This is a genomic window from Arthrobacter sp. FW306-04-A, assembly GCF_044358315.1.
Taxonomy (GTDB): domain Bacteria; phylum Actinomycetota; class Actinomycetes; order Actinomycetales; family Micrococcaceae; genus Arthrobacter.
The window spans coordinates 493,821-517,791 of the sequence record NZ_CP084559.1; the positions used below are offsets into that span (position 1 = coordinate 493,821).

Below are 23,971 nucleotides of genomic sequence, written 5' to 3' on the forward strand. Positions count from 1 at the left end.
ATGAGCAACAAGACTGTTGAAGAACTGATCACCCGTTCCAACCGCCTGGGTGCGGACAAGCGGAACACCAACTTCGCGGGTGGGAACACCTCGGCCAAGGGCACGGAAAAGGATCCGGTGACCGGCGAGGACGTCGAGCTGTTGTGGGTCAAGGGTTCCGGCGGCGACTTGGGCACGCTGAAGGCGGAAAACCTGGCGGTTTTGCGGCTGGACCGGCTGCGGGCACTCAAGGCTGTTTACCCCGGCGTCGAGCGTGAAGACGAAATGGTGGCCGCGTTCGATTACTGCCTGTTCGGCTTGGGCGGCGCCGCGCCGTCGATCGATACCGCGATGCACGGACTGGTCGACGCCGCGCACGTGGACCACCTGCACCCGGACTCGGGCATCGCGATTGCGACGGCGGTGGACGGCGAAGCGCTGACGTCCAAGATCTTCGGCGAGAAGGTGGTGTGGGTTCCGTGGCGCCGCCCCGGTTTCCAGCTGGGACTAGACATTGCCGCGATCAAAGAAGCCAACCCGCAGGCAATCGGCACCATCCTGGGCGGCCACGGCATCACCGCTTGGGGCACCACTAGCGAGGAAGCCGAGGCCAACTCCCTGTGGATCATCGAGCAGGCCGAACGCTACATCGCGGAGAACGGGAAAGCTGAACCCTTCGGCGCCAAACTCCCGGGCTACGCCGCGCTTCCGGAAGCCGAGCGTCGCGCAAAGGCAGCCGCCCTGGCCCCCGTCATCCGCGGCCTCGCTTCCGCCGACAAGCCGCAGGTGGGCCACTTCAGCGACGACCCTCGCGTGCTGGAATTCCTCGAGGGAGCCGAGCATCCCCGCCTCGGCGCACTGGGCACCTCTTGCCCGGACCACTTCCTGCGCACCAAGGTCAAGCCGCTCGTCCTGGACCAGCCTGCCGACGCGGGCATCGAGGAAAGCATCGATCGCCTCAAGGAACTCCACGCCGCGTACCGCGAGGATTACCAGGCCTATTACGACCGCCACGCCGACGAAAACAGCCCCGCCCTGCGCGGCGCGGACCCGGCCATCGTGTTGGTCCCCGGCGTGGGCATGTTCTCCTATGGCAAGGACAAGCAGACCGCACGCGTGGCCGGCGAGTTCTACCTGAACGCGATTAATGTGATGCGCGGCGCGGAGGCTATTTCCTCATACGCGCCCATCGAGGAATCCGAGAAATTCCGGATCGAATACTGGGCCCTCGAGGAAGCCAAGCTCGCGCGCATGCCGAAGCCAAAGTCGCACGCCACGCGCATCGCGCTGGTGACCGGAGCGGCGTCGGGCATTGGCAAGGCGATCGCCACCCGCCTCGCGGCAGAGGGCGCCTGCGTGGTCATCGCGGACCTCAACCTGGACAACGCGCAGGCTGTCGCCGCCGAACTCGGCGGCGCGGACGTCGCCCTCGGAATCCAGGCAGACGTCACCGACGAAGCCCAGGTGGCCGCGGCGGTCCGGGAAGCCGTCCTCGCCTTCGGCGGGCTGGACCTGATCGTGAACAACGCGGGCCTGTCCATCTCCAAGCCGCTGCTGGAAACCACCGAGAAGGACTGGGACCTGCAGCACAACGTCATGGCCAAGGGCTCGTTCCTGGTCTCCAAGGCAGCGGCGAAGGTCATGATCGATCAGGGCATGGGCGGGGACATCGTCTACATTTCCTCGAAGAACTCGGTGTTCGCGGGCCCGAACAACATCGCCTACTCCGCCACCAAGGCGGACCAGGCCCACCAGGTGCGCCTGCTGGCGGCGGAACTGGGCGAGTACGGCATCCGCGTCAACGGCATCAACCCCGACGGCGTGGTCCGCGGTTCCGGCATCTTCGCCGGCGGCTGGGGCGCGAAGCGCGCCGCCGTCTACGGGGTCGAAGAGAAGGAACTGGGCAAGTACTACGCCCAGCGCACCCTGCTCAAACGCGAAGTCCTGCCCGAGCACGTGGCCAACGCCGCCGCCGTGCTAACCAGCAACGAACTCTCCCACACCACGGGCCTGCACATCCCGGTGGACGCGGGCGTCGCCGCGGCCTTCCTGCGATGAGCGTCCAGTTGTTCGTCGCCGTCGACATCGGGGCGTCGTCCGGGCGCGTCATGCTCGGCCGCGTGGGTGAGGGTAGCGTCTCGCTGGAAACGGTGCACCGTTTCCCCAACGGCGTGGTAGAGCTCGACGGCGGACTCCACTGGGACTTCGACGCCCTGTTCGAGGAGGTGCTCAAGGGACTTGCGGCGGCCGCTGACACGACCGCAGCGAGCGGGGAGCGGATCGTCAGCATCGGCATCGACACATGGGCCGTCGACTACGGGCTGGTCGATGCCAGCGGCAAACTCCTCGCGCAGCCGTTCAGCTACCGCGACGAGAGGGGCCGCACCGCCGTAGCGAACGTCCACAAGGTGCTGGATCCGGCGCGGCTCTACGCCACCAACGGGCTGCAATTCCTGCAGTTCAATACGATCTACCAGCTCGCCACCGAGCGGGAACTGCGCGGCGTGCAGGCCTTGCTGATTCCGGACCTGATCGCGTTCAAGCTCACGGGGCAGCGCCGGACCGAGGCCACCAATGCGTCCACCACAGGGCTCTTCGACGCGGTCGCGGGGGAGTGGGCCGCGGAACTCTTCAAGCCGCTGGGCCTGCCCAAAGACATTTTCCCCGCCATCATCCAGCCTGGCGAACCCGTCGGCACGCTGCTGCCGGATATCGCGGCCCGGACAGGGTTGCCGGCGGAGACTGCGGTGGTTGCCGTGGGATCGCACGACACCGCCTCGGCCGTGGCCGCGGTGCCGGCGTCGCGCGAAGACTTCGCCTACATTTCTTCCGGAACGTGGTCCTTGGTGGGCGTGGAATTGGACAGCCCGGTCCTTGGCGAAGCGAGCCGCCTGGCCAACTTCACCAACGAGCGCGGGGTCGACGGCACCATCAGGTACCTGCGCAACGTGGGCGGGCTATGGCTGCTCAGCGAATGCATGCGCGCCTGGGCTGCCGAAGGGCACGCGTCGTCGCTGGCCAGCCTGCTCGACGCCGCGGCCGCACTGCCTGCCGGAGGCCCGCAAATCAACGCCGACGATCCCGCGTTCATCGCGCCGGACAACATGCCCGAGCGGATCCGATCCGCCGTGCGCGCCACCAGCGCCGTCCTCGCGGACCGTCCGGCCGCCGTCGTGCGCTGCATTCTGGATAGCCTCGCGGCCGCCTACGCGAGAACCCTGGCACGAGCGGAAGAGCTGTCCGGCAATCAGACGTCCGTGGTCCACATCGTGGGCGGCGGCTCGCAAAACCGGCCGCTGTGCCAGCTCACTGCCGATGCCATCGGCAAGACGGTCGTTGCTGGTCCCGTGGAAGCGACGGCGCTCGGGAACGTCCTGGTGCAGGCACGCGCGGCCGCCCGGGAGCACCGCAGCCTTCAGGAATTGCGCCGGCTGGTAGCCGCCAGCTCGGCGCTGCAGCGCTACGAGCCCGCACGCGCGGGGACGGCGGCACTTCAGGAATTGAGTTCTTAAGTAGTATTGGATCACTTATTGATTCGATTCATATAGCGGGAGATCAACGTGCCGAACAACCTGGGCGCCAAGCTGAAGGATGTCGCCGTCCTGGCCCAGGTTTCCGTCGGTACCGTGTCAAATGTCTTGAACAAACCCGAGCAGGTCTCGGCCGACAAGAAGAACCGCGTTCTGGCCGCAATCGATCAGCTTGGCTTCGTGCGTAACGAATCGGCCAGAAGCCTGCGGTCCGGTTCCAGCAGAAGCTTGGGCATGCTGGTTCTCGATGTGCGGAACCCCTTCTTCACCGATGTGGCGCTAGGAGCCGAGGACGTAGCGGATGCCCACAAACACTCCTTCATCCTGGCCAACAGCGCGGAAAACAGCGTCCGGGAACAGTCCTACCTTGACCTCTTTGAACAACAGCGTGTCCAGGGCATCCTGATTACTCCCTTGGGGGATGTCATCAAGCGTCTTGAGGTCATGCGCTCCCGGGGCATACCTTCAGTCCTCGTGGATCGACTCGCGGGCGCCGGCCACTTCTGCTCAGTTTCAGTCGATGACGCAGCGGGCGGGAGGGCCGCGATGGAGCACCTCTTGAGCGTCGGTTCAACGCGTCCAGCCTTTGTTGGGGGCCCGTTTACCCTTCAACAGGTTGACGATCGCTACCATGGTGCACTTGCGGCAACTGAGGCGGCAGGCGTCCGGCTTCAGTTGTTTGAAACGCCGAACCTGAAGTTCGAGCGCGGCCGCCACGTTGGAGACTTGATCAACAAGCTGCCGCCGGACACACGCCCTGACGGCGTTTTTGCCGCCAACGACCAACTCGCCCTCGGGCTCCTGCAATCCTTTACCGAGAACGGACTGCGGGTACCCGAGGACATCGCGATTGTTGGCTTCGATGATATTGACTTCGCCTCCCAATCAAGCATTCCTCTCACGTCCATCAGGCAGCCACGGCAACTCATAGGCGAACGCGCGGCCGAACTCCTTTTCGACGAAATCGACAATGGGCCCGAACACGAACACCAACAGGTCGTGTTCATGCCGGAGCTTGTTGTTCGACGGAGCAGCCAGCGCGCCTAGCGCTCGGCCGCCTCTCGAGACCCTCGAGGTGCGCTCGGCTATCCGCCGATGTACGACATCTCGATCTTGTGTGCCGCGGCGGGGTCTTTAGGTGTGCGGGGGCCGCCTCGCGGTGTGCGGGCACCGCGCAGTTCCGAGTAGCGGTCCGTGCGGGCGCCCCAGAGGGCGGACAACGCCGTCGAAAGCTCGACGTCGGACGCGCCGCCCCTCAGGAGCGCCCTCAGGTCGGTGCCGGCCGTGGCAAAGAGACAGGTGAACAGCTTGCCATCGGCGGAGAGCCGGGCCCGCGTACAGCCGCGGCAAAAGGCCTGGGTCACGCTGGAAATGACCCCGATTTCGCCGCTGCCGTCCGCGTAGCGCCAGCGATCCGAGGTCTCGCCGGGGTAGTGGGGTGCCACTGCCTCCAGCGGGAACACCGCGCCGATCCGGGCCAGGATCTCGGCAGAGGGCACCACCTCGTCCATTTTCCAGCCGTTGGAGGCACCGACGTCCATGTACTCGATGAACCGCAGAATGAACCCGGTTCCTTTGAAGTGACTTGCCATGGGAAGGATGTCCTGGTCGTTCGTCCCGCGCTTGACCACCATGTTGATCTTCACCGGCCCCAGGCCGGCCGCCTGGGCGACGTCCGCGGCGTGCAGGACCTCGGCAACCGGATAGCCGACGTCGTTCATGGCCTGGAAGGTTTCTTCGCGAAGGGAGTCCAGGGAGACCGTTACCCGGTTCAGCCCGGCGTCCTTGAGGGCTTGGGCCTTCTGGGCCAGGACCGATCCGTTCGTGGTCATGGCCAGGTCCGGTGCGAGCCCGTCGGGAGTGCGCAACGAGGCCAGCATCCGGACCAGTTCCTCGATGTCCTTCCGCAACAGAGGTTCCCCGCCGGTCAGCCGGATCTTCCGCACCCCGTGCCCGACGGCGATCGACGACAGCCGGGTGATTTCCTCAAATGTCAGGAGCTGGTCCCTGGGCATGAAAACGAAATCCCTGCCGAAAATTTCCTTGGGCATGCAGTAGACGCACCGGAAATTGCAGCGGTCAGTGACGGAAATCCGCAGGTCCCGCAGGGGCCGGTGGAAGGTGTCGGTGATGGAATCGGCGTCCATGCAGCGCCCTCTCAACGCGGTAGGAGTGCCAAGCGCTTGTGGCTCTCCCAGCGTATGCCCGGTCCCCGGCCCCCACAATGGACGTCTCGGCGATGTGGACCGAAATGCAGGGAAGGTGGACTCAGCCGATTGGCTCGGCCATCTCCTCCACTACGTACTGGACGTCCACTGACGCGCCCGTCACGGGATCCGTCATTTCCACCTTCCAGCTGCGGGCAAACTGATCAACCCCATGCTTCATGGCAACGGTGCCTGAAATGAGGACAGTGCCCGGCTGGTCCAGGCCGCGTTCTGCGAGGACCGCCAGCCAGTAGTCCGGGCTGAGGAGCGCCTCCAGCGAACTGTCCTGGATAAGGGTGTCCGGAGTCTCGCCGTCGCCCACCCAGCTCTTGAGCGTGATCTTGTCCAAATGGTCGCGAACACTATCCAGGCGCCAGGCTTTCCGCCCCAACACGTCCGGGCTGGCGTTCTTGCTCCAAGCCACGCCGTGGACCTCGAGCTCGCGATCCGTGTGGTCGCATGCCACTGTCAGAAGCACGTCCTCATCAGTGATCACTAGCGCCCATTCCGCTTCACCCGAGGTCCTACTGTGCTGGACCCGGACTTCCGAAACCTGCTGGGCCAGGTAGGGCGACACCGGGTACAGCGCAGGCGTGGTTGCTGGGCCGGGAACGCCCAGTTCGGCCAGCTCAGCTATGTGGGCCTGCACTTCTTCCTGCTCGCGCCCCGCGTAGCCGGCGTTCAAGAGGTGCTTGACCTGGACGTCCTTGATGGTGCCATCGGGAAGTTCAAAGCTCAGAGTCGTCATGTTCTGTCCATCCTTTGCGTGTCCTGCTGGAGAAATTTTCAAACCGGAAACCGGAAACAGTCGCCAATGTACATCCAGTATGCGTAATGTATACATTTAACGCCAGTGTGGCAGGCGTCACCGTAAACTTCTTGTGGAGGAAACCCATGGCCAACGTCCCAGTTCCGGCTTCCGGCGCAGCGCCGCGTTCGGACAAGCCCATACATCCGAAAGGCCTGTACAAGGCCTTCGCTGCCAGTCTCACCGGCACCGCACTCGAGTGGTACGACTTTGCCGTCTACTCGGCCGCAGCCGCGGTTGTATTCCCCGTCGTCTTTTTCCCGTCGTCGGATCCCGTGACCGGGACCATCCTGGCGTTCTCCACCTACGCGGTGGGCTATGTGTCCCGTCCTGTGGGAGGGATCATTTTCGGCCGGCTCGGTGATCGCATCGGCCGTAAGAAGGTTCTGGTGACAACACTGATGATCATCGGCGTCGCCACCGTGCTTATCGGAGTGCTACCCGGGTACGGCAGCATCGGCATCACCGCGCCGATCATCTTGGTGTTGCTGCGCTTCGCCCAGGGTGTGGGAGTCGGCGGCGAATGGGGTGGCGCCGTGCTGCTCTCCAGCGAATACGGCGATCCCCATCGGCGGGGATTCTGGGCGTCTGCGGCCCAGGTTGGGCCGCCAGCCGGCAACCTCTTGGCTAACGGCACTCTGGCCGTTCTCACGCTTGCCCTCAACGAGGCGCAGTTCATCAGCTTCGGCTGGCGAATCGCGTTCCTTGTCTCTGCTGTGCTGGTCGGGTTCGGTCTTTGGATTCGGCTGAAGCTTGAAGATACCCCGATTTTCAAGGCGATAGAGGCCCACGGCGAACAGCCCAACGCTCCGGTCCGCGAGGTCTTCAGCAAGGAGCTCCGGCCGCTCGTCGCTGCCACCCTGTGCCGGGTAGGTCCCGACGTGCTTTACGCCCTGTTCACTGTTTTCACCCTTACCTACGGAATCCAAGCTCTCGGTTATGAACGCAGCCAGGTCCTCACAGCCGTGCTGGTTGGCTCAGCGTTCCAGCTCTTCATGATCCCGCTGGCCGGCGCCGTATCCGACCGTTTCAATCGGCGCATGGTCTACGGCATCGCGGCAGTGGTAGGGGCTGTCTGGACGTTCGTCTTCTTCGGCATCCTGGGCGGGCATAACGAGCCGCTGCTGATCGCGGGAATCGTCCTGGGCCTCATGGCGCACTCGTTCATGTATGGACCGCAGGCCGCCTTCATCGTGGAGCAGTTTTCGCCCAGGCTCCGGTCTACCGGAAGTTCGCTGGCCTACACCTTCGCCGGAGTGATCGGGGGCGCCATCGCCCCGCTGATGTTCACGCTGCTGCTATCGCAGTTCGGAACCTGGATTCCGGTGGCCATTTACGTGGCAGTGGCTGCCGCTGTCACCGCAGTGGGGCTGGCGCTTGGCCGGGACTCCAACACCGTGGAGGACGAGGACTACCGCCTGCTGCTCGAGGGATCTGCCGCAGCACGCCAGCAGTCCGCCGTCGCGGAAACCCGCTGACCGTCCGGAGTTATTGTGATGCGTTCAAAGATCCCCGCAGCTGCGTTGCGTGGACAGAAACGCTCTCAGGTGCGGAGCAGGATGTCCCGGGTCACTGCCAAGTGATAGTCAATGGCTTCCTGCGCCTTCGCCGCGTCGCCGGACATCAGGGCGTCGAGTATGTCCTGGTGTTCGGCGCACACCTGCTCACGCCGGCCCCCGGTGCGGAACAGCGCGGACACGCCCACCAGAATCTGCCGCACGTGGAGCTTGCCGTACGTCCGGGAGATGAGCTCATTGCCCGCCGCGTCAATGAGCTGTTGGTGGAACAAAGTGTCCAGGCGGATAAACTCACGGGCCGCGTCCGGGTTCAGGTCCTCGGGAAGCCTTGCCTGCTGATCAAGGGTTTCCTGCATCGCCCCGGCGGGGACCCGGCCCTGCTTGATGACCAGCCGGGCGGCGTTGCTTTCAAGGATCCCGCGCAGTTCCATCAATTCGGACATTTCCCGGCCGGTCACCGGAGGGACGTACGCTCCGCGCTGCGGAATCAGTTCCACCAGGCCATCCGAGACGAGCAACAGGAGCGCTTCCCGCACCGGCGTACGCGATACCCCGATCTCCGCGGCAAGTTCCTGCTCATTCAAGAACTTCCCTTGGACTTCGGGATCGATCAGGATATTTTCACGCAGATAGGCGTACGCCTTCTCGCGGCCGGACGCCGCAGTCCCCGAACTTTTTCGCATACTTTATGTATACAACAATCTGGAGTAAATTCATGCGTTTAGCCGTTGCCCAAATCATCACGGGGGCCGATGTTGCCGCCAACCTGGAACTGATCCGAGAATACGCCACGCGGGCTAGAGCCGCCGGGGCAGAACTCGTGGTGTTTCCTGAAGCGACAATGCGCGCCTTCGGCAACAGCTTGGCCGACATCGCCGAACCGCTGGACGGACCGTGGGCCGCAGCGGTCCGCAGCCTTGCACGGGAGTTGGACATCGCCGTCGTGGCGGGAATGTTCACTCCCGGCGAGGGCGGACGCGTCCGGAATACCCTTTTGGTCACCGGCCCCGGGGTGGACACGTCCTATGACAAGATCCACCTCTTTGACGCATTCGGCTTTGCGGAGTCTGATTCGGTCGACGCCGGCACGTCACCCGTAACCTTCGAACTCAACGGCACCGTGTTCGGCCTTGCCACTTGTTACGACGTGCGTTTCCCTGCCCTCTTCACAGCCAACGCCCGGGCAGGAGCACAGGTCAACATCGTCTGCGCGTCATGGGGCGCCGGCGAAGGCAAAGCCGAGCAGTGGGACCTGCTGGTGCGGGCCCGCGCCGTGGACAGCACCACCTTTGTACTGGCATGCGGCCAAGGCAACCCCGCCAGTGTCGGACTGCCCTCCACCGGCACGGCCCCTACTGGCATAGGGCATAGTGCCGTCATCTCGCCACTGGGTGCCGTGGTGGCGGCCCTTGGAGAAGTGCCGGACCTTGCCATAGTCGACGTTGATCCGTCAATCGTCGAAGGAGTGCGGAGCAAGCTCCCAGTTCTGGCGAATGCCCGGGATCTTTAGCCCGCGGAAACTAGCGGCCGTCCTCGCCGTCCTCGCCGTCTTCGCCGTCTTCGAGGGCAAGCCAGTAGGCCGAGCCATCCGGCTTGCGGATTACCACGCCGTAGTCCACCAGGCGTCGCCTGAGCATCGGCACGTCGTCAGTGAGCCCGGCCAGACGTTCGTTCAGCTCTCGCTCCGCCACACGCTCGCTGGAGCTCAGTATGCGCGCGGCTACCCAAGCGAGAAGCTTGAGTAGCTCTGCCTCCCGCGCGGGATAGCGATCGATCCGGCCGTCCGTCGTCAAGAAGCGCTCGACGCCGGACCGGCGGGGCGTGGGTGAAAGTGTCGCCAACGCGACTCGGAACGCATGTTCGCGAATGCGGTAGCGGACATTGCCTTCGGCTTTCACCGCCTCGACGAGCCCCGCTTCGGTCAGGAGCCCGAGCGCCCGTTGGAGTTTCGCTGGCGAGAGTTTACCTGGCGCGAGCGGGCCGCCCGGGGTGGTGCCAATGCTGATCTCAGCAAAGACCCTCCGAGCCTCGGCGTTCGCCAGCGCCGCGAGGAGGCGCCGCGCATCCGGCGTCGTCGATGAGTCGCTCCCCATGGGCCCAGCATAGGCACAGCAGGCAACGAATCGTCGCCGCCAGCGGAGAGATTTTGTGTGACCGCATCGTCGATTCGACCCGGGGCCACCGGCCCTGGCAAACAAAAACACCTCGGTCAGACGACCGGGGTGTAACCGCTGTCCCGACTCATCCCAGATTTGGAGACTTCCTGGCTAGGCCGGTCGTCTCGGGGTTGTGGTCGGTTCCTCGCATCCGTATTGCAACCAGGATGCCGGAGGCCCCGGTGAGGGCGGCGACGACGCCTACTGCCGCCGGGATGCCGAAGGCGTCGGCGATGAACCCGGCGAGCAAGGCGCCGACGGCGAAGCCGCCGTCTCGCCAGAGCCGGTAAACCCCGACGGACCGGGCCCGCCATACGGGGTGGGCGACGTCGCCGATTGCGGCGAGGAGGGTGGGGTAGACCATGGCAGTGCCGGTCCCGAGCAGGACGGCGGCGGCGAGCCAGGTCCCGAAGTTGTGTCCGGTGGCGAACAAGGCCAGAGCGGCGGACTGGACCAGCATGCCCCCGGCGATCAGGGGCTTGCGTCCGATGCGGTCCGAGAGCGCTCCTGTGACAAGCTGGCCCGCGCCCCAGACGGCAGGGTAGACGGCGGCGAGGATGCCGATTCGCTCGATGCTGAGTCCTGCGGCGGCGAACAGGACGGGGAACAGGCCCCAGGCGAGGCCGTCGTTGAGGTTGTTGACCATGCCGGCCTGGCTGACGGAGGACAGTGATTTGTCCCGGAAGCTGGTGAGGGTGAAGACTTCCCGGTTGCTCAGCTCCGCGTGGGCTCCGGCATGGGCGGAGGTGTGGTGGGAGCCTTCGAGCTTGGCATGGTGGTGCGTTTCCCGCACGGTCAGCACGGTGAGCCCCAGGCCGACGGCTATCAAGGCTGCCCCGAGGAAGAACGGGCCTGGGCGGAGCCCGTAGGTCGCGGCGATGTAACCGGTGGCCAGCGCGGTGCCGGCGACACCGAGGTAGCCGGCAGCTTCGTTCAGGCCCATGGCCAGGCCACGGCGGGACGGGCCGACGAGATCCATCTTCATGACTACAGTGGTGGACCAGGTCAGACCCTGGCTGACGCCCAGGACAACATTGGCCGCCACGATCCAGCCCCAGGATGGCCCGAAGATCAGCAGCAGCGGGACCGGGAGGGCAATGAGCCAGCCGGCCACGAGGACCGGTTTGCGCCCGTATCGGTCCGAGAGGGTGCCGGCGACGTAGTTCGTGGCGGCCTTGGCCACGCCGAAGGCCAGGATGTAAGTCAGGGCGGAGGTGTAGAGGTCCAGATGGAATACCTCCTGTGCCAGCAGCGGCAGGACGGTCCGTTCCTGGCCCAGGGTTCCGCCGACCAGGGCATTGACCGCGACCAGGAGCATGAACTGGGCCAGGTTCTGCCGGAGTCCCAGCGCGACGTTATTCCGCGGCGGACGGTCTCCCCGACTGGTGCGGCCGTGTGTTGAGGAGTTGTTGCCGGACGTCATATTGGGCTCCAGTTGTCGGGGGTAGGCGTTGGCGGCTGTCCGGTGTCCGGACGGCCGCCTACGCCATCATTTCTCTGCACCTGCCGCCCGGACTAGTCGGCGGAAACGGACTCCCGCGCCTGGTTCCAGGCTGCCCAGGCGTTGTAGCTGCCGTCGAGTTCGACGACGTCGTAACCGGCGCGTCGCAGGGCGCTTGCCGCGACGGAGTTCCGGACTCCGCTCTGGCAGTAGCTCACGATGGTGCCTTCGGCCGGGAGCTCGTCCAGGTGCCACATGACCCGGCCGCCGCTGAGCTGGTGGGAGCCGGGGATGTGTCCGGCGGCGTGCTCGGTGCGGTTACGGACATCCAGCACCATCGCCTCATCGAAGCCGGCGAGTTCGGACGGCTGGATCAGCCGCGGTGTGAACGTGGGCAAGCCTTCGAATCCGGTGACGTAGCCGGCGACGTTGTCGATGCCGACACGGACCAAGTGATCCCGCACCTCTTGGGCCTGCTCTTGGTCCGCGGCCAGCAGAACCAGGGGATTCCTGTCCGCTTCGGGGTTTACAACCCAGGCGCCGTAGCTGGCTACGGACTTGCCGGCGGGGATGTTGAGGGAGCGGGTGACGGAGCGTTCATGCACGACGGCGTTGGGCCGGGTATCGATGAAGGTCACCTTGTCTTCAGCGAGGTCCTTGGCGACGTCGGCGATGTCCAGTTCCACAAGAGGGGCGCGTTCGCCCATGACGGCCGGTCCTTGGCGGTTTTCGCGCTTCATCCGGCCGAAGTAGGCGTGGGCGTCCGGCTGGCCGTCCAGGAGCTCATTAATGAAGCCCTGCACGTCATTGGCGGCGAGGTAGGGACCCCACCAGGCGTAAAGCCGTTCGTAGCCGATGGTGGAAGAAGGGATGGCACCCAAGGCTTTGCCGCAGGCGCTGCCGGCTCCGTGGCCGGGATGGACCTGGACATAGTCCGGCAGGGTCAGGAACTTGTCCCGCAGGCTGGCGAAGAGCTGCTTGGCGCCCATGAGCCGGGTGTCGACGCCGCCGGCCGCCTCGTCGAGGAGGTCCGGACGTCCCAGATCCCCGGAGAAGACGAAGTCCCCGGAGAGCAGGTAGCCGGGCTGGTCGCTGAAGGCGCCGTCGGTCACCAGGAAGGACAAGTGCTCGGGGGTGTGGCCGGGGGTGTGCAGCGCCTGGATGCTGATGTTGCCGATCGTGATCTTGTCACCGTCGTACAGGCGTTCGCCGTCGAATTCGTACTGCCAGTCCGGGCCGCCCTCACCGGAGACGTAGATTTTCGCTCCGGTCGCGGCGGCCAGTTCGCGGGTGCCGGAAAGGTAGTCGGCGTGAATGTGGGTTTCGGTGACTGCCACGATCTTCATGCCGTTCTTCGCGGCCAGATCCCGGTACACCGCGATGTCGCGGCGGCCGTCCACAACAACAGCCTCGCCCTTGGCCTGGCAGCCGATCAGGTAGCTGGCTTGGGCGAGGTCTTCGTCGTAAATGCGCTCAATAAGCATTGGTGCTCTCCTTCGTCAAGCGTGGGGGTCAGGTGGTGGGGAGGCCGGCGCGGGTCCAGGCGATCATGCCGCCAGCCATGGTGTCGGCGGTGAAGCCTGCACTGTTGAGGGCGTCGGCGACGCGGGCGGAGCGGTTGCCGTTGCGGCAGACGGCGATAACGGGAACTGTCGGGTCCAGTTCGGACAGGCGTGTCTGCAGCTGGTCCACGGGGATGTGCAGGGCTCCGGGGATCATGCCTTCGGCGACTTCGAAGTCCTCGCGGACATCCAGGATCCGGGCCGTGTCCCGGCGCTGCTCGGTTTCGGTGACGCTGATTTCAGCCATGGGGTTCTCCTTCTAAGGTTCGGCTCTTATTGGCGCCCGGCTGCTGCGCCATTCCTGGGTGGACCGGACGTCGATCAGGGTGGCGCCGGATGCCATGAGTTCCTTGGCTTCGGCCACGGTGATCGTTTGTGGGGCTTGTTGAAGGCTTTCTTCAGGGAGCTGATCAGGCCCATGGGTGGTCTCCTTGGGTATGGGACGGTCTGTCAGGCCGTGACGGTGCTGGCCGTGACCAAGGCCGCGACGGCGAAGATCAGCACCGCGAACGAGATGCGTACATGGTTCTCCTTGAGCCGGCGGGCGAGCCGGGCGGCAACGAGTGAGCCGAGGATCGCCGGGATGGCGAAGGCCAGGACGGTCGGCCACGCGATGGTGAATCCAGCCGCGTGGGCGCTGAAGCCTGCCACGGAGTTGATCACGATGATGGTCAGGGATGATCCGACGGCCTGTTTCATGCGCAGTCCGAGGAACAGCGTGAGGGCCGGCGTGATGAGGAATCCGCCGCCCACGCCCAGGAGTCCGGTCAGGAACCCCACCAGGAGTCCAACGCCGACGGCTTTGGGGGCGCAGGTACGGAAGGCCCGGTTGGGTCCGGTGCTGCAGGAGCCGTCGGTTTCGCGGGTGCGGGTCAGCATGCGGATCCCGGCGATCACCATCAAGGCTGCGAACGCGAGCATGAGGATGTTCGGATCCAGCAGCCTTCCTATGGCCGTGCCGCCCCAGGCTGCCGGGATGCCGGCCGCGCCGATCAGCAGGACCACGGGCCAGTTAATGCCCTCCCGGAGCCGCGGGATCAAGGCCGCCAGCGACGAGGCGCCGACCACCAGCAGGGACGTGGGAATGGCCTGCGCCGGGCTCATACCCACGCCGTAGACGAGGGCGGGGACGGCGATGATCGACCCGCCGCCACCCACCAGGCCGAGCACGACGCCGACGAACAGTCCCAGGGCCAGCGCGGTCATCATGCCGTCGGGTTCTGTCCGGCCGGGGCCACCGGCAATTGCAGGATTGCCGTTTCGCGGGTGGGCTCCTTGGCGGCCTTGTTCCATGGCATCGCCGACAGGGCCCGGCCCATGGCGCAGGTGTTGGTCGCGGCCGAGAACGTCAGGCCCGCACCGATCGCGCCGGCGAGCATCCGGACCTTGGGTGAGACGAACTTTCCGCCGGCCAGCCCGAGTATCACGAGGGAACCGGCGGCGAGGCGGACCTGGCGCTCCAGGTCCCAGCGGTCCTTGCCGCGGACCACGTCGCCGCCTGCCGCGGCGAAGGCGGGAACCCCGCCGGTGAGGACATACGCAGTGCCGAGGCCTACTCCTCCGAGGCGCTGGCGAGCCTGTTCGGCCCGGGCTCCGGACTGGCAGACGAGCACAACGCGGCTGCCCAGCCGGGCGGCGAGTTCCTCGGTGTGCTCGGACAGCAGGGGCAAGGGGACGTTGTAGGAGCCGCGGATGTGCACCGACTCGAACTCGGCCGCGGACCGTACATCGATCACCACGAGGTCCTGGTGTTCACGGAACCAGGTTTCGAGGGTTTCCGGGGCCAAGACGGTGACGGTGGGGCTGGCTGAAGGGGAGCGGGAAGTCACGGATGTCCTTTCAAGTCACAGGCTGAATACCCCACCGAGTATTACAGATACCCCATGGGGTATGCAAGACACCCCTAGGGGTATAGGATGGGACGCGTAATCCCGATCGGAGACTCCTATGCAACTTGACCCAACAGAATTGACCCCGGTGGTCAACCGGCTCAAGCGAGCCCAGGGCCAGCTCGCCGCGGTCACCCGCATGCTGGAGGAAGGCCGGGACTGCAAGGACATCGTGACCCAGCTCGCCGCGGTCTCCAAGGCCCTGGACCGGGCCGGTTTTGCGATCATCGCCAGCGGCCTGGAGCAATGCATCGTCCGCGGAGACACCAGCCTGGACAGGAAAGAGCTGGAGAAGCTCTTCCTCTCCCTCGCCTAGCCGAGTCAGCCCTCGAGAGCGGCGCCGAGCCGCAGCCGGTAGCGGCGCAGGACCTCGTCGCGCAAGATGGACCACACGATGGCGAGGACTATCACCCAAACGATGGAGCCCCCGAGCAGAACCATCAGCGGGTCACGCATTGCGGTCGGCAGCTACCCGCCGAGCCTTCTCCAGTGGAACCGTGCAACGATAGTGGGACGCGATCCCGCGTCCCCGGGACCGGCAAAGGCCGTGCGGGTTAATGCTGATGATGTGGTTGGTGCGCGTCGCCGCTCACCTGAATACCGGCAGTCTTCGCGAGGTAGGTCCAGGCCGGGGTGTTCAGGCCGTGCCAGGCCTTGTGGGCCTCTCTTCCAGCAGCTGCAGCGGCCTTCACATCGCGACCGCTGAGCGCAGTGGCCAGTTGGCCGGCGGCGGCGCCGAAGAATCTCGCTTGCTCTTCGAGTTCCTCCGGCCAGGAGATGGACGCTGCCGCGATCTGGGCCGCCCGTGTGCGGCTGGACCAGAATTCGTCGATGACCGGCGATTCCTTCCGGAAGGCTTCGTCGATGCCATGAAAGCCTGCTCCGTCGATGTGGGCCAGCGCGGCGAGCATGCCGGCAACCGACTCGCCCGGAGTGCTGTGTTCAGTCATGGAGTTCTCCTCTTGATGTGGGTTTTTCTACTTTGCGCGGTCCATATCGGTCGATTGTGGCATCCTGCGCTGTGCTCGTTGCCCGTAGCCGGTCGACCCGGATTTTCAGGCCCTGGAAACCAGCAGCGGACATGCTCGTTTTCGCTGCCGTGGCTGCAAGGCCGCTGATCGGCCCCATGTGTACGAGCAGGACGCCTGTGGCCATAGCGGTTATCAGCAGTTTTATCAGCGCCGAGTAGTGCCGGAACAGACCCCAGACGGTGGCGAGGGACGACACGAGTACGGCGACGGCGAGAGCCAGGAATGCTGCGGCCGCGCCGAACCAGCCGACCGACACCGTGAGGTGGGCCGTGAGGGCAAGTTTGTGCAGGCGGGGAGGTCTTGTGCCGGCCCAGGGCGTGGGCCGGCACAAGAGTGGTCGGCGGACTAGAGTCCGGCGAGCATGTTGTTCATTTCCTGGATTTCCGCTTCCTGGGAGGTCGCGATGTTCTTGGCGAGGGCGAGGGCGTCGGTGTTATTCCCCGCCGTTGCTTCGGTCTTTGCCATGGTGAGGGCGCCTTGGTGGTGGGCGATCATCTGGGTCAGGAACAGCTTGGCTGCTTCGGTGCCTTGGGCAGCGTCAAGCTTTGTCATGTCGTCCGCGCCCATCATGCCCGTCATGCTGTGCCCGGCTGACATTGTGGCGGTTTCGTTCCAGTCCTTGAGCCATGCAGTCATTTTTTCGATTTCCGGGGCCTGTGCGGCTTTGATCTTGGTGGCCAGGGCTGTCACTGCGGAGGGGATGTTCCGCTTGTTGAGGATCATGTCGCTCATCTGAACGGCCTGGGCGTGATGCGGGATCATCGCCTGGGCAAACATTGTGTCGTCCGAGTTGTGATCCCCGGCGGCGGCCAGCACGGAACGGGACGAAGCGGCGGTACTGTCATGGGTCATGCCGGGCATGCTGGAGCCGGTCCCTGCGGAGCAGCCGGCCAGGGCGAGGGCAGAGGCGATGGCGGCAGCGGAAATGGTCGGAAACTTCTTCATGGAAATCAGAGTCCTTCTAGGTCATCGTTGGGCGCGTGGCGCCGTCGGCTGGTGACGCACCGCAAGGCATGCCGGAAGCCCCGGCGTGCGGGCGTGTCAAGGCTGGAAACGTGGTGCCGGGCAGGACCCGGCACGCAGGAGCGCCGGTTTACGTGCGACTGATGCAGAGTTCGCCCGGGGAAGGACTTCCCGGAAGATATGTGTACGCGAGAACGGTGACGGCCAGGCCGGCGTCGGATTGGTCCGCGAAAGGTGTGGAGCCCGGCAGCGGTGCCGCGAGCGAGGCCGTCCCCGGGGCCGGGATGCAGACACCGCCCATGGAGGCCGCCGAAGGGCACGGTCCAGGACCGGGGCACGACGCCGTATCAGCGGTGCTCTTTGATGCCGCGGCAGGCGCTGCGGTAGGCGCGCCAAGGTGGCTGTGGGCGGCATAGCCCGGCGCGGTCGACGCTTCAACCTGCATCATGCCCGTTCCGGGCCCGGCAGCAGCCGCGGCGTGCATGCTGTGGGATCCGGTCATGACATGCATGCCGAGGATTCCGGCAATGATGGCGAGCATCCCGCCGATCAGCCCGGCCCGGACTAGGAACGCCGGGATGCGGCCAGATAGGGTGGCGGTCATGGCGTTCCTCCTTCCGGGCTGAGTGAACTCCATCGGATCTTTCGTCGCCTCCAAGGGTACCGGCTCAGGCTCACCGGCCTGTTGCTGAGTCCGAGGGGTTCAACGCACCTGGGACGGGTTCAGTTTCACCCGGCGCAGCAACTGCGCGTTCAGGGCAACGACGATCGTGGAGATGGACATCAGGACAGCCCCGGCGGCCGGGGAAAGCACGACATCGGCGAAGGCGAGGACCCCGGCGGCCACAGGCACGGAGATGACGTTGTAGCCGGTGGCCCAGATCAGGTTCTGCCACATTTTCCGGTAACTGGCGCGTGAGAGGTCCACCATCGACAGCACGGCGCGGGGGTCGTTGCCGGCCAAGACGACACCGGCCGATTCCATGGCCACGTCCGTGCCGGCTCCGATCGCGATGCCGACCTCTGCCCTCGCCAGGGCCGGGGAGTCGTTCACCCCGTCCCCGACCATAGCCACTTTCATGCCCCGGCTTTGGAGTTCCGCGACTTTCTTGTCTTTGTCTGCCGGGAGGACTTCGGCGAAGACTTCATCGATGTTCAGCTCGGCGGCCACGGACCGGGCGACCTGCCGGGCGTCGCCGGTGATCATGGCAACCTTGATGCCCCGGCGCTGCAGGGCGGCGACAGCCTGGCGCGACTCGGGCCGGACGGCGTCTTCCAGACTCACGGCGCCCAGGATCCGGTTCCCGTCCACGAAGTGCAGCACCGCGGCGCCGCGGTCCATCCACGCCCGGGTGGTCTCGGCAAGGGCCTCCGGTTCCTCCAGCCCGAGTTCTTTCAGGAGGGCGGGGCCGCCGACCTGCACGGTCCTGCCGTCGACGGTTGCGCGCACACCCCGGCCGGTCAGGGACGTGAAGCCGCTGGCCTGGGGAATTCCCAGCCCCTTGTCGCGTGCGGCGTTGACGATGGCCAGCGCCAACGGGTGTTCGCTGTCGGACTCCACCGCCGCAGCCAGGGACAGCAATTCGTCCCTGCTCAGGCCGTCAACGTTGGCAATGTCCTTGAGTTCGGGTTCGCCCTTGGTCAGGGTGCCGGTCTTGTCGAAGAGGACGACGTCGACGGTGCGCATGCGTTCCAGGGCCATGCGGTTCTTGATCAGCACCCCGGCCCGGGCGGCCTGTTCGGTGGAGATGGCAATCACCAGCGGAATGGCCAGGCCCAGCGCGTGCGGGCAGGCGATCACCAGGACGGTGACGGTGCGGGTCACCGCCTCGGGGACGCTGCCCAACAGTGTCCAGGCGATGAAGGTGATGACGCCGGCGCCTGAGGCGAAGTAGAACAGGAATGCCGCGGCACGGTCGGCCAGGGCCTGCGCCCTGGAGGAAGACGCCTGCGCTTCAGCGACCAGGCGCTGGATTCCGGCCAGGGCGGTGTCGTCTCCCACGGCGGTGACGCGGACCCGGACGGTGTTGTCCGTGGCCACGGTGCCGGCGATGACCGGGTCCCCGACCGTGCGGGGCACTGTCCTGGACTCGCCGGTGATCATGGATTCGTCGAACTCGGCCTGCCCGTCGATGATTGTGCCGTCGGCGGGCATCCGCTCCCCGGACCGGACAAGAATCCTGTCCCCGGTGCTGAGTTCGGAGACGCTGACGGTCTCCGTCCCGGTGTCAGTGAGGCGTTCAGCCTGATCCGGCAACAGGGCGGCCAAGGCGTCCAGTGCGCCTTGGGCGGATCCGAGGGCCCGCATCTCGATCCAGTGGCCCAGTAGCATGATCGCCACCAGCAGAGCCAGCTCCCACCAGAAGTCCAGGTCGAACCCGCCGATGCCCAGGCTCGTGATCCAGGAGGCGGAGAACGCGACGCTGATGGCCATTCCGATCAGCAGCATCATGCCCGGCTGCCGGGCCTTCAGTTCATCGATTCCGCCTTTGAGGAACGGCTGGCCGCCATAGAGGTAGATGACCGTCCCCAGGACCGGCGGGATCCAGACGGAGCCGGGGAAGACCGGCGGCGAGTAGGCGAGCAGGTGCCCGAACATCGGACTGAAGAACACCACGGGCACCGAAAGGGCCAGGGTCAGCCAGAACCGGTTCTTGAACATGGCCGTGCTGTGGCCGGCGTGCTGGCCGTGGTTGTGCACCATGTGGTCATCCTGCGAGCTGCGGCTCGCGTGGTGGTTCGCGTGCAATTGGGTGGTTGCCATTGCGGATCCATGTGCCGGAATCCCGGGCGTCATATGTCCGGCTGCTCCGTCCGGGGCGGACTGGTGGTTGTGATGGGTGTGGTTTTCCACTAATTGCTCCTCTGGGAGGATCCGGCCCTGTTGCCGGGCGCCCCTGTCTTGCGGCCGGTGGTCCGGATCAGTGGGCGCTCAGGGCGTTGCACAGCTGTGACGGCGGCGCACTGCACCAGCCTGGACATGCCACTCACTGACGACACTCGGAAATATACCCCCAGGGGGTATCTTGGTCAAGAGGTGCAAGCAGCGCGCCACTTGCCGAGGACCGGGTTCAGTTTCAGACGCCGTCGATCACGCTGTCTCTCTGGCAAGTGTGGGCAAACCCCTGAATCACCCAAAGCAAAAGGCCCCTGCTTCCCTTGTAAACAAAGGGAAGCAGGGGCCTCGCTACTTGGCGGTGACGGTGGGATTTGAACCCACGTTGGCTTTGACACCAAACAACATTTCGAGTGTTGCACCTTCGGCCGCTCGGACACGTCACCAACTGAAATAGGGTACCGGAGTTGGGGCCTGTTCCCCAAAACGACCCCGCGGCGCCCCCCACAAACGGCGGCCGGTCCAAGTAGCCATCCCTTCCGCAATCGCGGCCGCAGGGCTAGATTCACAGACACGATGACTTTCCCGCAGCCCGCACCCCAGCACGCACAGCAGCACACACAAACCGCATTGGCCTACTGGACCGTGGGCCCTTGCCAAGGTGAACTTCGGCGTGAGGAACTTCCGGCTCCGTCGCAGGGCCAGGCTTTGGTTCGAGCGTTGTATTCAGGTATCAGCAGGGGCACCGAACTGGTGGTCCATGAAGCGCACGTGCCGGCACGGATTGCGAAGGCAATGCGCGCACCCTATCAAACGGGAGATTTTCCGGGCCCGGTCAAGTTCGGCTATCTCTCGGTTGGCGTCGTAGAAGAAGGCTCTGAGGACTGGGTCGGCCAGAACGTCTTCTGCCTGCACCCCCATCAGGACCGCTACGTGGTGCCGATCGAATCCCTCACCCGGATACCCGACGGCGTGCCCCCACGCCGCGCAGTGCTGACCGGCATCGCGGAGATCGCCCTCAACGCCCTCTGGGAGGCCGGACCCCGACTCGGTGACAGGATCGCCGTCGTCGGGGCCGGATTGGTGGGCGGCATGACCGCAGCACTGCTGCGCAGCTTCTCACTGGAGCGCTTGCAACTCGTGGAAACGGATCCGGGGAAACGCGGGTTCGTGGAATCGCTGGGGGTGGAATTCGTTCTTCCGAACGACGCAAAGCAGGACTGCGACATCGTGTTCCATTGCTCGGCCACCGATGAGGGACTGGCCCGCAGCCTGCAGCTCGTGGGTGACGAGGGCGAGATTATCGAACTCTCCTGGTACGGCAACCGGGCTGTTTCCTTGCCGCTGGGGGAGGACTTCCACGCCCGGCGACTCTCCATCCGAGCCAGCCAAGTCGGCGTGGTGGCGCGTTCGCGCCGGCATCGGCGGACGTCGAGCGAGCGGCTGCAGCTGGCCGTGTCTTTGCTGCAGGACCCGGTGTTCGACGCTTTCCTCACGGGAGAGTCGGAATTCGGGGAGCTCCCAGGGGTCTTCGATGGCTTGGAAAACGGCGAGCTGGACGATCTCTGCCACGTCATTGCCTACCCGGACACCGAGAGGAAAGCCTAACGATGTTCAGCCTCACCGTCCGCCGCCATTTCATGATCGCGCACAGCCTTCCGCGGGAATCGTTTGGGCCCGCCCAAGGACTCCATGGAGCCACTTTCGTGGCCGAGGTGACCTTCCGCCGGGCGGAGCTGAACGACGACGCGATCGTGCTGGACATCGGCGCCGCCGGAACCATCCTGGACGAGGTACTGGACGGCCTGAACTACAGGAACCTTGACGAGCACCCCGACTTCGCCGGGCAGCTCACCACGACGGAGGTCCTGGCCCGCTTCATCGCTCAGGCGGTTGCCGCTAGGGTCCGCGAGAGCGACGACGGCGGTGCGCTCGCCGGCGTCGACGTCCTGTTGCGCGAGCATCCCGACGCCTGGGCAGGCTTCTCGCTGGATTTCGATCGCTAGCTCGCGCGGGACTGCCATGGATGGCAGGCAACGGTGCAGAATGGGGCCATGACGTCCGCCGTGCTTTCCACCCAAACGCTTACTCCGGAACTGCTCCGCGCCTGGGCGTGGCATCGGCAGGGCCTCAACGGCTCGCTCGCCGGCAAGACCTCCGAGGAGGTCCTGGACCACGCCGGCTGGGCCCGTTCCGTGGGTGGCGCCAACCCCTACCTGACGCTCTTCGCCCGGGCCGGGATCAGGCGCGAACAGGTGGATCGTGACGTCGCAGAGCTGAGAATCCACGAACTCCCCACGGCCCGCGGTTGCACCTATGTCCTGGGCCGGAACGATTTCGCATGGGCCCTCCAGATCGGCCGGGACGCCGCGGTGGCGCCGTTCAAGGTCCTGGCCCGGCTCGGCGTCGAACGCGGTGAGATCACCCTGCTCGAAGAACAGGTGCTGCACACCCTCATGGAGTCCAGCGACCCCATGGATCCGAAGCAACTCAAGGACGAGCTTGGCGAATCCGTCCGCAGCCTCGGCGAAGAAGGCAAGAAGAAGGGCGCGGCCACCACCCTCCCCACGGCGCTGGGCCTCCTTCAAGCCGACGGCCGCATCCGCCGCGTCCCCGTCAACGGCCGCCTCGACCAGCAGCGCTACGCCTACACCTCGTGGGTGCTGCCGCCCAGCCCCATGCACGACGACGCCGCCCGCGCACGCTTGCTCGAACGGTATCTGCGCTGGACCGGTGGCGCGACGTTCAAGCAGAGCCAATGGTTCACGGGCTTCACCGTCGCACAGAGCAAGGCGGCCCTGGCCGCCGTCTCCGCCACTGAAGTGACCACTGCGGCCGGCGAGCCGCTGTGGATGCTGCCCGACGACGTCGAACGCCTTTCCGCGTTCAAGGCACCCCAGGAAGAGCAGATCCAGCTTCTGGCCGGTACGGATTCTTTGGTGCTGTTGCGCAGGAATTCAGCGGACATGCTGGCCGACGAGGACCGGGGCAAGAAGGTTCTGGACACAACGCTGGCGTTGCAGGCGGACCTGTCGGATCACCCGATCCTGGACCGGGGACGGATCATCGGGCTGTGGCAGTACGATCCTGGCAAGGAACGGATCGCGGCTTGGACGTTCGCCAAGCCAACCCCTGCCGTTACCCAGCGCATCAGTGAAGTTGAAGGCTGGATCCGCGAGGACCTCGGCGATTTCCGTTCGTTCAGCCTGGATTCTCCGGCCTCGCGGCAGAGACGCATCGATGCCCTGGACAAGGCGAACGCCGCAAACGGCTAAGTCGGTTTCAGTCCAGGAGTGGGTTCAGTCCACTCCGAATCCGGAGAATTCGCCGGTGGCTGGCGTGAAGATGGCATCCACGTGTTTTACGCGCCCGGGAGCGTCCCGGGATTGCAGCCATTCCAGGAGGGAGTCGACGGCTTCGCGATCGCCCTCTGCGATCACCTGCACCGAGCCGTCCATCTGGTTGGCCGCCTCTCCGGTCAGACCCAGCCGCCGGGCCTTGGCCATTGTCCAGTACCGGAAACCGACCCCTTGGACGCGGCCAGTCACTGTGGCCGTGACCCGCACCGGGGAACTCATGCGGCACCTGATCCATACGGCCGCGTGATCGCCTCGAGGAAATGCCCGTCCGGATCGGCGAAGTAGACGCCCCGGCCGCCGTCGTTGTGGTTGATCTGCTGCGGGCGGGACCGCGCGGGGTCCGCCCAGTAGGGGATTCCTTCGGCCTGGATCCGGGCGAAGATCCCGTCGAAATCGTCCTCGCTGACCAGGAAGGCATAGTGCTGCGGGGAAATGGACCGGTCTGTGGCGGCGAAATCGAGGGCCACACCATGGTCAAGGGACACGGACATGAAGGACCACATGGGCTGCGGCTTCGGGAGTCCAAATACGTTGGCCAGGAACTCTGCGGAACGGCGCTTGTCCGTTGCATAGACGATGGTGTGGTTGAAAGAGACCGTCATGGTGTCCTCCTCAGGTGTGCTGTCTGAGACCATCTGACGTCCAACACCGGCAGATTTCAAGAGCTCCGACGCCAATGCGGCTGGGGTGCTG

Annotated in this window: 26 protein-coding genes and 1 tRNA gene; 9 read left to right on the forward strand and 18 right to left on the reverse strand. The window is 65.4% G+C overall.

Features of this window, described 5'->3' with window-relative positions; translation table 11 throughout:
• From LFT43_RS02380 to LFT43_RS02390, 3 genes are read left to right on the forward strand one after another with little or no spacing between them, the layout of a single operon-like run.
• Window positions 1-2,037: a bifunctional aldolase/short-chain dehydrogenase gene (locus LFT43_RS02380; RefSeq protein ID WP_395800893.1), complete on the forward strand. Its 2,037-nt coding sequence runs from the start codon at window positions 1-3 to the stop codon at window positions 2,035-2,037.
• Entirely contained in the window at window positions 2,034-3,491 is a 1,458-nt protein-coding gene (locus tag LFT43_RS02385; RefSeq protein WP_395800895.1) for a rhamnulokinase family protein, read from the forward strand. The genes LFT43_RS02380 and LFT43_RS02385 overlap by 4 nt, the downstream gene beginning before the upstream one ends.
• A gap of 48 nt (window positions 3,492-3,539) precedes the next feature.
• Complete coding sequence (locus LFT43_RS02390) at window positions 3,540-4,556, forward strand: LacI family DNA-binding transcriptional regulator (RefSeq protein WP_395800897.1); 1,017 nt, start codon at window positions 3,540-3,542, stop codon at window positions 4,554-4,556.
• A 38-nt stretch (window positions 4,557-4,594) separates the two neighbouring features.
• Here LFT43_RS02390 and moaA read toward each other — a convergent pair whose 3' ends face one another.
• Together moaA and LFT43_RS02400 are read right to left on the reverse strand one after the other, a co-directional pair.
• Complete coding sequence (gene moaA, locus LFT43_RS02395; protein ID WP_395800899.1) at window positions 4,595-5,656, reverse strand: GTP 3',8-cyclase MoaA; 1,062 nt, start codon at window positions 5,654-5,656, stop codon at window positions 4,595-4,597.
• A 121-nt stretch (window positions 5,657-5,777) separates the two neighbouring features.
• Complete coding sequence (locus LFT43_RS02400) at window positions 5,778-6,464, reverse strand: DUF2848 domain-containing protein (protein WP_395800901.1); 687 nt, start codon at window positions 6,462-6,464, stop codon at window positions 5,778-5,780.
• 146 nt (window positions 6,465-6,610) lie between these two features.
• Between LFT43_RS02400 and LFT43_RS02405 the strand changes: the two genes are divergently transcribed.
• Complete coding sequence (locus LFT43_RS02405; RefSeq protein WP_395800903.1) at window positions 6,611-8,002, forward strand: MFS transporter; 1,392 nt, start codon at window positions 6,611-6,613, stop codon at window positions 8,000-8,002.
• Between the two features lie 65 nt (window positions 8,003-8,067).
• Here LFT43_RS02405 and LFT43_RS02410 read toward each other — a convergent pair whose 3' ends face one another.
• Window positions 8,068-8,724, reverse strand: coding sequence for a GntR family transcriptional regulator (locus LFT43_RS02410; protein WP_395800905.1), 657 nt, complete (start codon window positions 8,722-8,724; stop codon window positions 8,068-8,070).
• A gap of 32 nt (window positions 8,725-8,756) precedes the next feature.
• Between LFT43_RS02410 and LFT43_RS02415 the strand changes: the two genes are divergently transcribed.
• A complete protein-coding gene (locus LFT43_RS02415) occupies window positions 8,757-9,551 on the forward strand; it encodes a carbon-nitrogen hydrolase family protein (RefSeq protein ID WP_395800907.1) in 795 nt (264 codons plus the stop codon).
• Between the two features lie 10 nt (window positions 9,552-9,561).
• Here LFT43_RS02415 and LFT43_RS02420 read toward each other — a convergent pair whose 3' ends face one another.
• The 6 genes from LFT43_RS02420 to LFT43_RS02445 form a co-directional block, all read right to left on the reverse strand.
• Window positions 9,562-10,134, reverse strand: coding sequence for a DUF2087 domain-containing protein (locus tag LFT43_RS02420; protein ID WP_395800909.1), 573 nt, complete (start codon window positions 10,132-10,134; stop codon window positions 9,562-9,564).
• 148 nt (window positions 10,135-10,282) lie between these two features.
• The gene (locus LFT43_RS02425; RefSeq protein WP_395800911.1) at window positions 10,283-11,620 is read right to left on the reverse strand and encodes an MFS transporter; all 1,338 of its coding nucleotides are present in this window, start codon (window positions 11,618-11,620) and stop codon (window positions 10,283-10,285) included.
• Between the two features lie 92 nt (window positions 11,621-11,712).
• A complete protein-coding gene (locus tag LFT43_RS02430) occupies window positions 11,713-13,122 on the reverse strand; it encodes a rhodanese-like domain-containing protein (RefSeq protein WP_395800913.1) in 1,410 nt (469 codons plus the stop codon).
• Window positions 13,123-13,150: 28 nt separating this feature from the next.
• Window positions 13,151-13,447, reverse strand: a complete 297-nt coding sequence (locus LFT43_RS02435; RefSeq protein WP_395800915.1) for a rhodanese-like domain-containing protein — start codon at window positions 13,445-13,447, stop codon at window positions 13,151-13,153.
• A 203-nt stretch (window positions 13,448-13,650) separates the two neighbouring features.
• Entirely contained in the window at window positions 13,651-14,409 is a 759-nt protein-coding gene (locus LFT43_RS02440; protein ID WP_395800917.1) for a sulfite exporter TauE/SafE family protein, read from the reverse strand.
• Window positions 14,406-15,029, reverse strand: a complete 624-nt coding sequence (locus LFT43_RS02445; protein WP_395800919.1) for a rhodanese-like domain-containing protein — start codon at window positions 15,027-15,029, stop codon at window positions 14,406-14,408. The genes LFT43_RS02440 and LFT43_RS02445 overlap by 4 nt, the downstream gene beginning before the upstream one ends.
• Window positions 15,030-15,147: 118 nt before the next feature.
• On the opposite strand from LFT43_RS02445, the gene LFT43_RS02450 reads away from it, so the two are divergent.
• Window positions 15,148-15,405: a metal-sensitive transcriptional regulator gene (locus LFT43_RS02450; protein WP_395800921.1), complete on the forward strand. Its 258-nt coding sequence runs from the start codon at window positions 15,148-15,150 to the stop codon at window positions 15,403-15,405.
• Between the two features lie 5 nt (window positions 15,406-15,410).
• Here LFT43_RS02450 and LFT43_RS02455 read toward each other — a convergent pair whose 3' ends face one another.
• The 7 genes from LFT43_RS02455 to LFT43_RS02485 all read right to left on the reverse strand — a co-directional run bounded on the left by LFT43_RS02455 (window position 15,411) and on the right by LFT43_RS02485 (window position 20,365).
• The gene (locus tag LFT43_RS02455; protein ID WP_395800923.1) at window positions 15,411-15,545 is read right to left on the reverse strand and encodes a hypothetical protein; all 135 of its coding nucleotides are present in this window, start codon (window positions 15,543-15,545) and stop codon (window positions 15,411-15,413) included.
• A gap of 98 nt (window positions 15,546-15,643) precedes the next feature.
• Window positions 15,644-16,039: a hypothetical protein gene (locus LFT43_RS02460; protein WP_395800925.1), complete on the reverse strand. Its 396-nt coding sequence runs from the start codon at window positions 16,037-16,039 to the stop codon at window positions 15,644-15,646.
• Window positions 16,032-16,451 carry a hypothetical protein gene (locus LFT43_RS02465; RefSeq protein WP_395800927.1) on the reverse strand — a complete coding sequence of 140 codons (420 nt, stop codon included), beginning with the start codon at window positions 16,449-16,451 and terminating at the stop codon, window positions 16,032-16,034. The genes LFT43_RS02460 and LFT43_RS02465 overlap by 8 nt, the downstream gene beginning before the upstream one ends.
• Before the next feature lie 14 nt (window positions 16,452-16,465).
• Window positions 16,466-17,065 (reverse strand): DUF305 domain-containing protein, encoded by a 600-nt coding sequence (locus LFT43_RS02470; protein ID WP_395800929.1) that lies wholly within the window; start codon window positions 17,063-17,065, stop codon window positions 16,466-16,468.
• A 148-nt stretch (window positions 17,066-17,213) separates the two neighbouring features.
• Entirely contained in the window at window positions 17,214-17,687 is a 474-nt protein-coding gene (locus tag LFT43_RS02475; RefSeq protein WP_395800931.1) for a hypothetical protein, read from the reverse strand.
• 99 nt (window positions 17,688-17,786) lie between these two features.
• Window positions 17,787-19,847, reverse strand: coding sequence for a copper-translocating P-type ATPase (locus LFT43_RS02480; protein WP_395800933.1), 2,061 nt, complete (start codon window positions 19,845-19,847; stop codon window positions 17,787-17,789).
• A gap of 428 nt (window positions 19,848-20,275) precedes the next feature.
• Window positions 20,276-20,365, reverse strand: a tRNA-Ser gene (locus LFT43_RS02485).
• 130 nt (window positions 20,366-20,495) lie between these two features.
• Between LFT43_RS02485 and LFT43_RS02490 the strand changes: the two genes are divergently transcribed.
• From LFT43_RS02490 to LFT43_RS02500, 3 genes are read left to right on the forward strand one after another with little or no spacing between them, the layout of a single operon-like run.
• A complete protein-coding gene (locus LFT43_RS02490) occupies window positions 20,496-21,527 on the forward strand; it encodes a zinc-binding alcohol dehydrogenase (protein WP_395800935.1) in 1,032 nt (343 codons plus the stop codon).
• A 2-nt stretch (window positions 21,528-21,529) separates the two neighbouring features.
• Window positions 21,530-21,925 (forward strand): 6-pyruvoyl trahydropterin synthase family protein, encoded by a 396-nt coding sequence (locus LFT43_RS02495; protein ID WP_395800937.1) that lies wholly within the window; start codon window positions 21,530-21,532, stop codon window positions 21,923-21,925.
• A 48-nt stretch (window positions 21,926-21,973) separates the two neighbouring features.
• The gene (locus LFT43_RS02500; protein ID WP_395800939.1) at window positions 21,974-23,194 is read left to right on the forward strand and encodes a DNA glycosylase AlkZ-like family protein; all 1,221 of its coding nucleotides are present in this window, start codon (window positions 21,974-21,976) and stop codon (window positions 23,192-23,194) included.
• A gap of 24 nt (window positions 23,195-23,218) precedes the next feature.
• Here LFT43_RS02500 and LFT43_RS02505 read toward each other — a convergent pair whose 3' ends face one another.
• Window positions 23,219-23,497, reverse strand: coding sequence for an acylphosphatase (locus LFT43_RS02505; RefSeq protein WP_395800941.1), 279 nt, complete (start codon window positions 23,495-23,497; stop codon window positions 23,219-23,221).
• On the reverse strand, window positions 23,494-23,880 hold the full coding sequence (locus LFT43_RS02510) for a VOC family protein (protein ID WP_395800943.1): 387 nt from the start codon (window positions 23,878-23,880) through the stop codon (window positions 23,494-23,496). Before LFT43_RS02510 ends, LFT43_RS02505 begins: the two co-directional genes overlap by 4 nt.
• Window positions 23,881-23,971 lie beyond the last annotated feature (91 nt).

What these genes read in the sequence shown, in the direction of transcription:
- LFT43_RS02380 (WP_395800893.1), top strand. Translation starts at nt 1, where the DNA reads ATGAGCAACAAGACTGTTGAAGAACTGATCACCCGTTCCAACCGCCTG.
- LFT43_RS02385 (WP_395800895.1), top strand. Translation starts at nt 2,034, where the DNA reads ATGAGCGTCCAGTTGTTCGTCGCCGTCGACATCGGGGCGTCGTCCGGG.
- moaA (WP_395800899.1), bottom strand. Translation starts at nt 5,656, where the DNA reads ATGGACGCCGATTCCATCACCGACACCTTCCACCGGCCCCTGCGGGAC.
- LFT43_RS02400 (WP_395800901.1), bottom strand. Translation starts at nt 6,464, where the DNA reads ATGACGACTCTGAGCTTTGAACTTCCCGATGGCACCATCAAGGACGTC.
- LFT43_RS02405 (WP_395800903.1), top strand. Translation starts at nt 6,611, where the DNA reads ATGGCCAACGTCCCAGTTCCGGCTTCCGGCGCAGCGCCGCGTTCGGAC.
- LFT43_RS02410 (WP_395800905.1), bottom strand. Translation starts at nt 8,724, where the DNA reads ATGCGAAAAAGTTCGGGGACTGCGGCGTCCGGCCGCGAGAAGGCGTAC.
- LFT43_RS02415 (WP_395800907.1), top strand. Translation starts at nt 8,757, where the DNA reads ATGCGTTTAGCCGTTGCCCAAATCATCACGGGGGCCGATGTTGCCGCC.
- LFT43_RS02420 (WP_395800909.1), bottom strand. Translation starts at nt 10,134, where the DNA reads ATGGGGAGCGACTCATCGACGACGCCGGATGCGCGGCGCCTCCTCGCG.
- LFT43_RS02425 (WP_395800911.1), bottom strand. Translation starts at nt 11,620, where the DNA reads ATGACGTCCGGCAACAACTCCTCAACACACGGCCGCACCAGTCGGGGA.
- LFT43_RS02430 (WP_395800913.1), bottom strand. Translation starts at nt 13,122, where the DNA reads ATGCTTATTGAGCGCATTTACGACGAAGACCTCGCCCAAGCCAGCTAC.
- LFT43_RS02435 (WP_395800915.1), bottom strand. Translation starts at nt 13,447, where the DNA reads ATGGCTGAAATCAGCGTCACCGAAACCGAGCAGCGCCGGGACACGGCC.
- LFT43_RS02440 (WP_395800917.1), bottom strand. Translation starts at nt 14,409, where the DNA reads ATGATGACCGCGCTGGCCCTGGGACTGTTCGTCGGCGTCGTGCTCGGC.
- LFT43_RS02450 (WP_395800921.1), top strand. Translation starts at nt 15,148, where the DNA reads ATGCAACTTGACCCAACAGAATTGACCCCGGTGGTCAACCGGCTCAAG.
- LFT43_RS02455 (WP_395800923.1), bottom strand. Translation starts at nt 15,545, where the DNA reads ATGCGTGACCCGCTGATGGTTCTGCTCGGGGGCTCCATCGTTTGGGTG.
- LFT43_RS02460 (WP_395800925.1), bottom strand. Translation starts at nt 16,039, where the DNA reads ATGACTGAACACAGCACTCCGGGCGAGTCGGTTGCCGGCATGCTCGCC.
- LFT43_RS02470 (WP_395800929.1), bottom strand. Translation starts at nt 17,065, where the DNA reads ATGAAGAAGTTTCCGACCATTTCCGCTGCCGCCATCGCCTCTGCCCTC.
- LFT43_RS02475 (WP_395800931.1), bottom strand. Translation starts at nt 17,687, where the DNA reads ATGACCGCCACCCTATCTGGCCGCATCCCGGCGTTCCTAGTCCGGGCC.
- LFT43_RS02480 (WP_395800933.1), bottom strand. Translation starts at nt 19,847, where the DNA reads ATGGCAACCACCCAATTGCACGCGAACCACCACGCGAGCCGCAGCTCG.
- LFT43_RS02490 (WP_395800935.1), top strand. Translation starts at nt 20,496, where the DNA reads ATGACTTTCCCGCAGCCCGCACCCCAGCACGCACAGCAGCACACACAA.
- LFT43_RS02495 (WP_395800937.1), top strand. Translation starts at nt 21,530, where the DNA reads ATGTTCAGCCTCACCGTCCGCCGCCATTTCATGATCGCGCACAGCCTT.
- LFT43_RS02500 (WP_395800939.1), top strand. Translation starts at nt 21,974, where the DNA reads ATGACGTCCGCCGTGCTTTCCACCCAAACGCTTACTCCGGAACTGCTC.
- LFT43_RS02505 (WP_395800941.1), bottom strand. Translation starts at nt 23,497, where the DNA reads ATGAGTTCCCCGGTGCGGGTCACGGCCACAGTGACTGGCCGCGTCCAA.
- LFT43_RS02510 (WP_395800943.1), bottom strand. Translation starts at nt 23,880, where the DNA reads ATGACGGTCTCTTTCAACCACACCATCGTCTATGCAACGGACAAGCGC.